The organism is Chryseobacterium sp. FR054, from assembly GCF_056844565.1.
This window is the reverse complement of the sequence record NZ_JBXDSA010000001.1, coordinates 62,508-74,556: the sequence shown is the minus strand read 5'-3', so window position 1 is coordinate 74,556 and position 12,049 is coordinate 62,508. Positions and strand designations below refer to the sequence as shown.

Here is a 12,049-nt window from a genome sequence, read left to right as displayed (position 1 = left end):
TTTTGAAGAAATTCTGAATGAAGATACTAAAGATTATCGGAATAATATTCAGTCAGGGTGTTTCATTGTGAGCCATATCGACAGGTTTGGACTCGGGAGAACCTTTTTCCCGGAGCCATATGGACAGAATAACGATGGAAGCCACAGCCAGAAACTCGCTTTGCCAGTTCTGAAAAGATTCAAACCAGAACCTTGATTCTGAAATATACTGTACAGCAGAAATTTCCGGTTCATTTTTAGAGATCTGTTCTTCGTTATAATCTTTAAGACTTCCGTAGAAATGCATCCCGAAACTTGCCAGAAACAAAACGGCAAAAGCAATTGAAAGGGAATGTTGATAAATGTTGAGCCAGATACCGCCCTTTTTAACCGGCCACGGAGCTTTGGAATGGACCTTAGGCTCACGGTCTACTTCTTCTTTCTTCTCAAGAGATTTGGATTCGCTGGAGCCTTTCTGTCTCAGGGAAACAGTCAGCAGAATATAAAGCATCATCTGAAGGAATTCACTTTCCCAGTTTTCAAAGGTAGCCTGTATAAAGTGTCCGCTGTGCATATATTCACCAAGAGACAGCATGGATCGGCCAAGTTCTGCAAGTTCTTTATTTTCGGTCTTCCAGCCGGTTAAAAATTGTCCCACAAGGCAGGAAATCATCAGAACAAGTAAAACGATGCTTAAACTGTTGCGGTAAAAAAAACGTTTAGCAGCCATGATCTGTTTTTAGGGTTAAAAAACTTAATTAATCTGAGGTATAGTTAATTAAAATTTCAGATCCCAGGTCTGGATAACATGTGAAGGTTTTTTACAGAAGGGCCGGTAAGCATTTTCCCATTCACTCCAAACCGCGAGCCGTGACACGGACAGTCCCAGCTGAGTTCAGCTCCGTTCCACCGGACTTCACACAATGCATGAGGACAGGTACTTTTTACAATGTGCATCCGGCCGCCGGGTTCTTTGTAAACAGCATAGGATTCTCCTTCAAATTTCACGGTTTTTGCTTCTCCTTCTTTGATCTCTGCCATAGAATCTATTCTTTCCATAAAGAGCTTATCTTTAATAAAATCAAAAGCCACCTCTGCATTTTCTTTTACAAAACCGGTAAATCCCGCCACCGGTTTTATCCGGGAAGGACTGAAAAGCTTTTCATACTTACTATTTCCGCTGACGATGAGATCATGCAGAATCTGTGAAGACAATGTTCCGAATATCATTCCGTTTCCCCTGAATCCCGTAGCGGTAAAGATCCTGCCTTTACTGCCCGGGAGCTTCCCTATGTACGGAAGACCGTCCGCAGGCTCGTAATATTGGCTGGACCAGCTGTACATGGCAGTTTCCACATTAAAATATTTCCGGACGTAATCTTCAAGCCTGGAAAAACATTCTCCTGTATTTTCGCAATGTCCTGTTTTATGGTCTTCTCCCCCTGCAATCAGCAGGTTTTCTCCGTTAATTTCCTGAATTCTGTAATAATGATACGGCTCGCAGAGATCATATCCAAGCTGCCAGGGATACTGATTATCTTTCAGGGAGAAAGCCATAACATAGCTCCGGTAAGGTGCATTGGTGAAGTGAAGAACGTTAATACCCGGAGGAATATGGGTGGCATAAATTACATGAGCGGCTTCCGCTTCTCCTTTTGAAGTCGTAAGGATCACACGATCATTCTGTTCAGTATGTTTTTCACAAAGACAGTTTTCTATAATAATCCCTCCTGCCCTGATGAAAGCTTCACATAATCCTCTGACATACTTCACAGGGTGAAAATGTCCCTGTTCTGGAATCATAACGGCTTCCCGGAAAGGGACAGGAAATGGAATTTCGTTGACATACTGCATTTCGTGGCCTACCTGCGCTGCACCTTCCACTATTTTCCTCAGTTTATTTTCCTGTTCCTGATCCAGAGCAAAAAGATAGGCCGGTTTTCTGGTAAAATCGCAGTCAATTCCGTTTTCAAGAATATTATTTTCGATGATATGGATAGCTTCCTGTCCGGCACCGGCAAATAATACTGCCTGATCAATTCCGAAATCATCTATCGCCCGGGCAAATGAGGTATCGAAAAAATCATTAAGATGGGCGGTGGTTCCCCCGGTAGTACCGAAAGCGATATTGGCTGCTTCCAGGATAATACATTTCTTCCCGGAATTCTGCAGCTTCAGGGCAGTAGAGACGCCGGTTATTCCCCCGCCGACTACCGCAACATCAAAAACCTCATCCGGAATGGCATCTGTGGAAAATCTTCTGATTTCTTCCTGCCATATACTTTTCCTTGTTCCGTCTCTGTACATAGCCTGAATATTTTATGGTTTACAATTATTTAATCTGCAGGGTATCGCTTTCCGGCATACCGGTTTTTGCGGCAGTCTTTTCTGTTACTTTTTTATTTTTGGGTTCATCTTCTTCCAGATCACATTTACACGAGGCAAAGGCAAAAGCGCTTATCATTCCCAAAACTAATGCTGTTGTTTTCATAATTCTGTCCTTTAAAGTTGTTTTATCCGTTAACGATCAGGCCTCCGTTGGGGTGTAGAACCTGCCCTGTGATCTGGGCTGCCCCGTTTCCGGCAAGGAACAGGAAGCTTGCAGCGATTTCTTCAGGGGTGGCATTTCTTTCAAAAGGCGGTTTATTGGGATCTTCATCTTCCTCTCCGAATGTTTCTTTGGTAAGCGGTGTCGCTACTGGTCCCGGTGCTACTGCATTGATACGGATCCCTTTAGGCTTTGCCTGCAGAGCCAATGAACGGGTGAATGATACAATCGCCCCTTTTGTCGCCGAATAATCCAGAAGTTCGGCATGCCCCTGATAGGCTGCTGCCGATGTTGTATTGATAACAGAACTTCCTTCTTTCAGATAAGGAAATACCACTTTGGTAAGCAGGATCATTCCTACAATATTGGAATCAAAGGTCTTTCTGATGTTCTTTTCTTCCAGATCCTTAATGTTTTCGGCTGGAAACTGTACTCCGGCGTTATTGATGAGAATATCTATTCCTCCGAATTCCGAAGCGACATGCTTTACTGTTTTTTCACAAAATTCATAATCATTGATGTCTCCCCGGAAAGTGATGCACTTTCTGCCCGATTTTTCTATTTCTTTTTTTGTTTTTTCCGCATCTTTATCGTCGGTATGATAAATAACAGCAATGTCAGCACCTTCCCGGGCAAAGGCCAGGGCAACGGCTTTTCCAATTCCGCTGTCTGCACCTGTAATAAGTACTGATTTGTTTTTAAATTCATCCATATCTCACTACTTTCCGGTTACGGGCTTCTGCATTTCTGCCATTCTGTGTGCGGCCATACTATCAGTCGCAATATTGGCCATTGCTACGGAAAGTTTATTTTTAATTCCTGAGATCACCTTGTCTTCACCGTTCATCAGGGCATTGTAACCGTCTATGGCTACTTCTTCGGGAGAGGCAAGACTGTCTTTGTCTTCCAGAATTTTACTTCTGTTCATATCCGCTTTATTGAAAAAATCGGTATCGGTAGGACCGGGAAGCAGTGCTGTTACAGTAATTCCTGTATCTTTCAGCTCTTCACGAATGGCTTCGGACCAGGAAAGGACAAATGCTTTCGTCCCGTGATATACCGAATGCCAGGGACCGGGAGCCTTACTTGCCACGGAAGCAAGGTTCAGTATTTTTCCCGATCCTTTGGACAAGCGGTCCTTAATAAACAACTTTGTTAATATGATGACTGAAATAATGTTTAAACTGACAATATCTACTTCCCTGTGAATATCCGTATCCTGAAATTTTCCATATACGCCCTGTCCCGCATCGTTCACCAGAATTTCCGGGCTTATGGCATTCAATTTCAACTCAGAATACAGGGAATAGGCTTCATCCTGAAGAAAAAGGTTTTTTGAAATACTGATGACATTGACGCCGTAATTTTTTAATTCAACGGCTTTGCGCTGCAGTTCTTCATGATTTCTGGCGACAATCACAAGATCGTAACCGTTTTGGGCAAACTGTTTTGCCAGTTCATATCCTATTCCGCTTGTGGCTCCTGTAATCAGGGCATATTGGTGTTTACGTTCCATATGGATTTATTTTAAAATTAAAAACTGGTTCATCTCACTTTTAAAGCATCCCAGAATGAATTCTGTATAGTACAGCTGGGCATTCAGGGCCTGGGTTTTGGGATGGAGTTCCAGTTTTTTGGTAAGAACGATCTCTCCTTTATAGGAAAATGAGAAATAAGCAAAAATTTTATAGGATGAATTTCTGATGGGGGTACAGTATCCTGTTGTAGCGATGGACCAGTCGGATTCAAATAGTTTTGCTACGTTAAGCGCCATGGTTTCCGCTATATTTTCCGATACGCAGTCGCATTCTTCGGCTTCGGTACGGTCTACATTCAGAAGCTTTACTTTCTGCGGGAGGGTATATGCTGTCATCCCTCCTTTATAGATCAGAGAGGCATTCGGCATCTGCGAAAAAGACAGCTGCAGGCATCCTGAAGTAACGCTTTCGGCTATTGATACGGTTTCATCTGCCGTCATCAGTGACTGGCTTATATATTCCAGAAGGTTTTTTTGAAATTCCATGACATTATATTTAGTAAGTTAGTGTGGTGTGAAAGGCTGTTTTTATGGCTGTGAATTCCGATCCTGTTCCAGATCCCAGACTCTGTGTTCAGCAATTGCTTTTACAAACCTATCCCGGGGATTTTTATCCTGCCAGGTGATGATTGCTCTGTCTTCGTGTTTTCTGGCAGCTACATTGCTGCTGCGATAAAGAGATTCTGTTCCTTCTCCAAAACAGATGGCTTTACAATGTTTGTATGCTTCGTTGATAAAATTCAGAACAGGATATCTGTTTTCCGGGATCATCAGCTCTTTTGCCGATTCTTCCCCGGCACCGATGTAAAGGGCATCAAAACAGACACTGGCTGTACTGGTAAGGGAATGTTCAGGATTGAGGGATGACCCGTCATTGATTTTTACCGGAGCAAGATCTGGGGCAATAATTTCTACTTTTGCTCCTTCTGATTCCAGTTTTGTTTTAAGATCATTCACTGCTCTGCCCTCTGCGCCATTAGCCATAATGAAGCCTATTTTTCTGCTTCTGACGGTATTTTTCACCGTATCTTTCATGCTGAGTGCTTCCGAGATTCTGGTTTTAGGTTCTCTTTCTTCACTCTGCAGTTCTATCATATTGCCGTCCGCAGGAATACTCTGATTGGGCCAGTCTGGTTTTTTAACTTCAACACCGAGTTTTTCAGCTACCTTCCACGCGAGCGTCATGTCGATGAAAGCAAGCTGACCTACTACTCTTTCCCGGACTGCCGGCAGGGTAACTTTTGACAGTTCAAAAATAAGGGCCTTCTGAAGATGTACTTTTTCAGGAGCAGACTGACTGTTGTAAAAGAGTTTTGCCTGTGAATAATGATCTACAAAGCTGGAACTTCTTTCTCTTATTTTCGCTCCCGAAACTCTTTCTTCCTGAGATGTAAAGCCACCTTCGGACATCATTGCCTGGAACGGACATCCTCCGCCTATGGAATTAGGATCATAACTGGTTTTTCCTTTTACGATCTGCTGTCTCATGTGACCGTCTCTCTGATTATTGTGTACGGTATTGACGGATCTGTTGATGGGAATTTCGTGAAAGTTGGGAGATCCCAGCCTTGAAAGCTGAGTATCTGTATAGGAAAATAATCTTCCCTGCAGCAGCGGATCATTGGTAAAATCGATTCCGGGAATGATATGCCCCGGATGAAAAGCTACCTGCTCGGTTTCTGCAAAGAAATTATCAGGATTTCTGTTCAGGGTTAAGGTTCCGATTATCTCTACGGGAACTTCTTCCTCAGGAATTATTTTGGTAGGGTCTAAAAGGTCAAAATCAAAGCTGTGTTCGTTTTCTTCGGGAACCAGCTGTACGCCAAAGTCCCATTCTGCATAATCACCATTTTCTATGGCTTCCCAAAGGTCTCTTTTATGAAAATCCGGATCTACTCCTGAAATTCTCTGGGCTTCGTCCCAGGCTACGGAATGGACTCCTAATTTGGGTTTAAAATGAAATTTTACGAAGTGTACTTTCCCTTCTTCACTGATGAATTTGAATGAATGCACCCCGAAACCTTCCATCATTCTCAGGCTTCTCGGAATTGCTCTGTCGCTCATCAGCCACATGATCATATGCATGCTTTCGGGCATGAGTGAAATAAAATCCCAGAAGGTATCATGTGCTGAGGCTGCCTGGGGAATTTCATTGTCGGGTTCTGGCTTTACAGCGTGTATAAGATCCGGAAATTTAATGGCATCCTGAATAAAAAAGACCGGCATATTATTGGCCACGAGGTCATAATTTCCTTCTTCCGTATAAAATTTCACGGCAAAACCTCTTACATCCCTTGCCAGATCGGTACTTCCTTTGCTTCCTGCGACAGTAGAAAACCTTACAAAAACAGGGGTTTCTTTTCCTAATTCCGTTAAAAATTTAGCTTTGGTATATTCTGCCATGCTTTTGGTAAGCTTAAAAATACCGTGAGCCCCGGAACCCCGGGCATGAACTACTCTTTCAGGGATTCTTTCATGATCAAAATGGGTAATTTTTTCTCTGAGAATAAAATCTTCAAGTAAGGAAGGTCCTCTTTCTCCGGCTTTTAAAGAATCCTGATTGTTATTGATTTTCAGTCCCTGATTGGTAGTCAGTTTTTCATTTTCATTGGAAGTGCTGTGGGTTTGCAGCTGGTCTAACTTTTTATTGTGCGGTGTATCGTTTTTCATATCAGTTATTTTTGGGTGTGGTTGGTATTAAAAAGTCAAACGGAATAATTCACAGGATCATTCGGGTTTGTCCTGTCCCAGAGTATTTAACAGCTTATTGAGGTATTCTTCTTCTTTCAGCACTTTATAATAAGCCGTTTTGGCGTATAGAGTGAAAGAAGGGTTTTCAATCTGTATCTCTGCATCCATATCTTTACCGTTCATGGAACTTTCGCTGTGATATTCCCGGATATGAAGGATATATTCTTCGATATACGTATCAATTACCTTCTTCAGAATCTCACACTTTGCATTGCTTTTGATCTTTTCGAGAGATTTGATCAGAAATGCGGTAACTCCATAAGAATTGATAATACTGGGGAATAAGGATTCATTTTCAATCACATTATTTTTATCATTCAATCCAGAATGTTTCAAAGTGTCATTTTCAAATATCATATCCGTAAGGTTATCAGTTATCTGTAATTTTTAAATATTTCTCAAAATAATGGAGGTCTTCCTTATCTTTAATGGAAAGGTAAAACATCACCTGTTCCGGTTCCTTCAGGCCAATGCTGTTGAATCCGTCAAAATGAGCGATCAGAGCCTGAATGTTTTCAATCTGTATGTCTTTTAAGATGACAAATAATAAAAAAACATTGTCTTTTATTTCTTTCGCATAGATGGCCGCTCCGTCTTCAAACCAGTATCCTTTGTTCTGAATTTTTACAAAATCTTTGTGTTTCAGGGTCTTTACTATTTTCTGACAATCCATATATCTGAGTATTCCTGGTTAAAAATAAGCCACATAAACTAAGCGCTATATGGCTTATAGGGTGTATTAATCTTCCTGTTCCGCATCAAAGTTGATGGAAGTTTCAGCAATTTCAGTGAGCTGATAATCGGTATCTTCCTCTTCCTGAAGTGTTTTTTCGAGGAGATCTGCAGCTTTGTCATGGCCCATAGTAATGGCCAGTTGTGCCAGTCCTCCATAAGTGGCTATTTCATAATGCTCTACTTTCTGGGCGGCAATAATAAGTGCTGCATCTCTTGTCATAGAGCCTTCTTCCGTAGATTTAATGATTTCTTCGCCTTCTTTGATGATGCCTTTAATAGCTTCACATTCCTTTTTTTCAGGTTCTTCGTCAATAAGCTTAAAGACTTTTTCCAGGCGGCTTACATGCTTTTTGGTCTGCAGCTGATGATCATCAAAGGCATCCTTCAGTTCCTCTGTGGTAGCAGCTTCCTGCATTTTTTCCAATGCGTCAATAATTGCATTTTCTGCGTAATAAATATCTTTAAGGGCACTTACAAAGAATTTGTGAAGTGGTGAAGTTTTCATTTCATCCTTTTTCACGGATGTATTTCCTACTGTCATTGTTTTTTTGGGTGTAGCAGCTGATGTTGTGGTGCTGTTATCCGATGTTTTATTGGCCATGATGTGATGTGGTGTTTGGGTATTTTATTTTAAAAAGACTGCCCCTTTATACGGGATAAAAAGGCAGTCATGGAAAAAGAATTATGAATTACGTCTGCCTCCGAATCCGGATCTTCCTGAAGATCTTCCGCCTCCGTGAGAAGCCTGTCCGCCCATTCTTGCGATTCTGGTACGGTCTGCTTTGCTCATTCCTGCGAAACCTCTTCCTGACGAACCTGATCCTGAATTGGAGCCACGACCTGAACCGCCGTTATTTCCTCCTGATCTGGAGTTTGAATTTCCTCCTCTTCCGGAATTAGATCCCAAATCTGATCCTGAAGATCTTCTTCCGCCTCCGTGAGAAGCCTGTCCGCCCATTCTTGCAATTCTGGTACGTTCAGCCTTGCTCATTGATGCGAAACCTCTTCTTGAAGTGTCGTTACCTGATCCTGACGAAGATCTGCCTCTTCCTCCTGACCGGGATCCTGATCCAGAATTGGAACGCCCTCTTGATCCGCCTCTTCCGGAGGTAAATCTTCCCTGGCTGTCCCGCTGCTGGTTTCCGCTTTCTGATCCTCTCCTGCCACGGTTACCACGGCCTCTGTCATCATCATCATCGTCGTCATAATCATTATCATCGTCATCATCGTCATAGTCTTCGTCATCATCGTAATCGTTATCATAGTCATCATCATCGTCGTCGTAATCTTCATCAAAATAATCTTCATATTCTGAAAAATCATCGTCATAATCTTCATCTTGCGATGCGTCATTATAACCGTGGTCATATCCCAGCTGGTAGATTTCCTCAAGGTTGCTGCTGGATGAATTTCCTCTTGAACTGCGATTTCTTGAATTTCTGGTGTTCATAACTGAAATTTTTATTATTAATATTTAAGTGATGTATTGCAGCCCGTGACTAGTATTAGACGGCAATTGTTTTGGTCTGATAATTTATACTGAATAAAGCCTTTGCTTTTTGTAACCTCTGATAAATAAAGGTTTTAGAATTGTCCTGAAAATTGATAACTCAAATGTACGGCTGAATAACTCACTTTTTTATGACTCTGGTCATATTGACCGATATTAATATAAAATTTTTCTGTTTACTATTCTGATTCCTCCTTCTTTTTCCATTTTCTTTAAGGATCTTATGACGGTTTCTACCCGCAATCCTACGAGATTGGCAATCTGTTGCCGGGTAAGATGTACCGGAAAACAGTGCTGGCAGTCGCCATCATGATAACTTTTAAGATAATCCAAAAGCCCCTTAAGCCGGTTAATGGGATTTTGGGAAGCCATAGCCTGCATCATCACTATCTTAAAATATAATCTTTGGGAAAGACATGCATTCATGGAGAGGGAAAGATCAGGATGTAATCTGATCATCTCCAGAAAATTGGTTTTCGGTACACGAATCAGCTCGGAAGCTTCAAGACATACCGCATTCATGGGATATTTTTTTTCAAAAAAAAGAAGTGAATCTCCAAAACTCTGGTTTTTCCCGAGAATATTATGAATAAACTCTTTTCCTTCTTCGTCAAAAGTATTAAGTTTTACCTTACCCTGGACTATCTGAAAATAATACTGTGCATGATCGCCTTCTTTAAAAACTGTTTCTTTGGCTTTATATACTTTATCTTCTCCACCAAATGAACGGAGAAGATTCTCATCGATATTCATGCAGCTTATCGTTTTCATCTTTTTTTATATAAAAATCGTAAAAATATTTTAAAGTATGCTTAATAAAGTATTTTGCGATCCTTAATTCTCAGCATTTTATCCCTCTCCATATGTTTGATGGTTCTTATTGCCGTTTCTACGCACAGGCCGGTAAGGCTGGCCATCTGCTGTCTTGTAAAAGGGATAAGAAAAGAATATGGGCTTTCGTCTTCCTGAAAACTTTTAAAATAATCCATAAGACCTTTTAATCTCACTGCCGGATTTTGGGAAGAAAGATTCTGCATCATGATAAATTTGTAATAAAGACGCTGCGAAAGAAAGCTGCTGATCTCCAGATACAGTTTGGGTGATTTGTCAAGCAGATTTAAAAATGCTGATTTATGAAGTTTCAGAACAGTACAGTCGGTAAGAGCCTCAGCATTCATAGGATAAGGTTTGCTGATCAAAAGAATGGATTCTCCACAACTTTCTCCATCTGAAAGTATATTCTGTATAAATTCTTTACCTTCTTCATTGTAATTGTTGAGTTTTATTTCTCCTTTAATGATCTGGTAATAATAATTCGGGGTTTCTCCCTCACTGAACAGAAGTTCTGAGGGCTTATAATATTTTGTTTCTGCTCCCGCTGAATGCAAAATTTCTTCGTTAATAACCATAATAGCTTTTTTAGGTGTTTTCTCTAGCTTTCAAATTCTCTTAGTAAATGCATTGGGAAGTTCGGTCAGATTATGAATGCAAATATTAAACCTGAACAATCATTAAGAATGTTAAATAAAGTTAAAAATATTTGAAAAATTATCAGTATTTAAAATTTATCACTGAAAAGTCATACAGATAAATCAAAAACATTTACTTTTTTCATAAATAAATAATTATAACCTGTGACTGATCTCTGATGCCGGACAAAAAAGACGAAAAACCCGTTTCAAAGAAAACGGGTTCTTATCAATCTATGGCATACAAAAACTACTTTCTTTTTGTTCTTACCGTGTCCATACGTTTGACTGAAGTACTACTGTCGGTTCTTTTGATCGTATCGGATGACATAGGTGGTGGCGGTGCTGTAACAACTGTATCGGATGGTATTGTGTCAAGAATAACACTGTCTGAAGTAGCTGTATTAACTTTAGTTTCTTTCCTGCAGCTCAGGACCGTTAGTCCTAAAAGCATTAATGAGATAGCAAATTTCATAATATTAAATGGTGTTTTGTGTATGTCAAAAGTAATTTATTACCAACCGCTATCTTATGATTCAAGTCATAATCATTTATTTTTGCTTATTTCGCAAATCGTTTTGTTCCTGCAACACAAAGAATAACGCCTATTGTTATCCCGAGCATTCCCATACTTACCGGCTCATGAAGGAAATAAGCTGCCAGAGCCAGTCCGAAGAACGGCTGTAACAACTGAAGCTGTCCTACTGTTGTAATTCCGCCCTGTGCAAGACCTTTATACCAGAATATAAACCCGATGAACATGCTGAACAGGGAAATATACGCCAGCCCAAACCATCCGCGGAAACTTACCGTTTCTATATGATCAGGAAAATAAATAAAGAATAAAGGGATCATTACGGGAAGTGCAAGCACCAAAGCCCATGAAATTACCTGCCATCCGCCTAATGTCTTTGACAGCTTTGCTCCTTCCGCATACCCCAATCCACATAAAATAACAGCCAGAAGCATCAGAATATCACCAACCGGAGATGCGGAGATTCCCTGGGAAAATGCATACCCTATCACTAACAGACTTCCTATCACGGAAAACAGCCAGAATACAGGATGAGGCCTTTCACCTCCACGGATGACCCCGAATACTGCGGTGGCCATAGGAAGCATTCCCAGAAATACAATAGAATGGGCGGAGCTTACATACTGCAGCGCTAAAGCAGAAAGTAAAGGAAAACCAATCACACAACCCAGCGAGACCAGCAATAATGGGAAAATCTGCTTTTTATCCGGACGTTTTTCTTTGTAGATCAATAACACGCAAAGTGCCAGAACTCCGGCAATTCCTGCACGGGCTATGGTTGCAAAGACAGGGCTCATTTCCATTACAGCAAGCTTGGTGGCAGGCATAGACCCGCTAAACAGCAGTACTCCTATAAAGCCGTTGATCCAGCCGCTGATATTTTCATTTTTTGATATTGTATTGTTCATGATTGAATGTCTGTTTTAATGATTCAAAATTAGGCAGTCAAAATAAATAAACACAGTATCAGTTTTGTATATTTGCA

General features: G+C 40.9%; 15 protein-coding genes. All 15 read right to left on the bottom strand.

All coding sequences use genetic code 11. The features are described from left to right. Positions 1-52: 52 nt before the first annotated feature. The gene (locus AC106S_RS00385; RefSeq protein WP_482437148.1) at positions 53-709 is read right to left on the bottom strand and encodes a DUF6766 family protein; all 657 of its coding nucleotides are present in this window, start codon (positions 707-709) and stop codon (positions 53-55) included. A gap of 56 nt (positions 710-765) precedes the next feature. Then, positions 766-2,286 (bottom strand): FAD-dependent oxidoreductase, encoded by a 1,521-nt coding sequence (locus AC106S_RS00380; RefSeq protein WP_482437147.1) that lies wholly within the window; start codon positions 2,284-2,286, stop codon positions 766-768. Positions 2,287-2,311: 25 nt separating this feature from the next. After that, positions 2,312-2,470 (bottom strand): hypothetical protein, encoded by a 159-nt coding sequence (locus AC106S_RS00375; RefSeq protein ID WP_482437146.1) that lies wholly within the window; start codon positions 2,468-2,470, stop codon positions 2,312-2,314. A gap of 22 nt (positions 2,471-2,492) precedes the next feature. After that, positions 2,493-3,239 carry an SDR family oxidoreductase gene (locus AC106S_RS00370; protein WP_482437145.1) on the bottom strand — a complete coding sequence of 249 codons (747 nt, stop codon included), beginning with the start codon at positions 3,237-3,239 and terminating at the stop codon, positions 2,493-2,495. A gap of 6 nt (positions 3,240-3,245) precedes the next feature. Continuing rightward, positions 3,246-4,043, bottom strand: coding sequence for an SDR family NAD(P)-dependent oxidoreductase (locus AC106S_RS00365; RefSeq protein WP_482437144.1), 798 nt, complete (start codon positions 4,041-4,043; stop codon positions 3,246-3,248). A gap of 6 nt (positions 4,044-4,049) precedes the next feature. Continuing rightward, the gene (locus AC106S_RS00360) at positions 4,050-4,550 is read right to left on the bottom strand and encodes a CinA family protein (protein ID WP_482437143.1); all 501 of its coding nucleotides are present in this window, start codon (positions 4,548-4,550) and stop codon (positions 4,050-4,052) included. Positions 4,551-4,592: 42 nt separating this feature from the next. Continuing rightward, positions 4,593-6,734, bottom strand: a complete 2,142-nt coding sequence (locus AC106S_RS00355; RefSeq protein WP_482437142.1) for a catalase — start codon at positions 6,732-6,734, stop codon at positions 4,593-4,595. 57 nt (positions 6,735-6,791) lie between these two features. Continuing rightward, positions 6,792-7,136, bottom strand: coding sequence for a hypothetical protein (locus AC106S_RS00350; RefSeq protein ID WP_482437141.1), 345 nt, complete (start codon positions 7,134-7,136; stop codon positions 6,792-6,794). A gap of 49 nt (positions 7,137-7,185) precedes the next feature. Continuing rightward, complete coding sequence (locus AC106S_RS00345) at positions 7,186-7,488, bottom strand: hypothetical protein (protein ID WP_482437140.1); 303 nt, start codon at positions 7,486-7,488, stop codon at positions 7,186-7,188. Between the two features lie 66 nt (positions 7,489-7,554). Next, complete coding sequence (locus tag AC106S_RS00340; protein WP_482437139.1) at positions 7,555-8,151, bottom strand: ferritin-like domain-containing protein; 597 nt, start codon at positions 8,149-8,151, stop codon at positions 7,555-7,557. An 81-nt stretch (positions 8,152-8,232) separates the two neighbouring features. After that, positions 8,233-9,000, bottom strand: coding sequence for a KGG domain-containing protein (locus AC106S_RS00335; RefSeq protein ID WP_482437138.1), 768 nt, complete (start codon positions 8,998-9,000; stop codon positions 8,233-8,235). A 216-nt stretch (positions 9,001-9,216) separates the two neighbouring features. Continuing rightward, on the bottom strand, positions 9,217-9,831 hold the full coding sequence (locus tag AC106S_RS00330) for a Crp/Fnr family transcriptional regulator (protein ID WP_482437137.1): 615 nt from the start codon (positions 9,829-9,831) through the stop codon (positions 9,217-9,219). Positions 9,832-9,872: 41 nt separating this feature from the next. After that, positions 9,873-10,469 (bottom strand): Crp/Fnr family transcriptional regulator, encoded by a 597-nt coding sequence (locus tag AC106S_RS00325; protein ID WP_482437136.1) that lies wholly within the window; start codon positions 10,467-10,469, stop codon positions 9,873-9,875. Positions 10,470-10,779: 310 nt separating this feature from the next. Further along, positions 10,780-11,004 carry a hypothetical protein gene (locus AC106S_RS00320; protein ID WP_482437135.1) on the bottom strand — a complete coding sequence of 75 codons (225 nt, stop codon included), beginning with the start codon at positions 11,002-11,004 and terminating at the stop codon, positions 10,780-10,782. A gap of 86 nt (positions 11,005-11,090) precedes the next feature. Continuing rightward, positions 11,091-11,972 carry a DMT family transporter gene (locus tag AC106S_RS00315; RefSeq protein WP_482437134.1) on the bottom strand — a complete coding sequence of 294 codons (882 nt, stop codon included), beginning with the start codon at positions 11,970-11,972 and terminating at the stop codon, positions 11,091-11,093. Between the last annotated feature and the right edge of the window lie 77 nt (positions 11,973-12,049).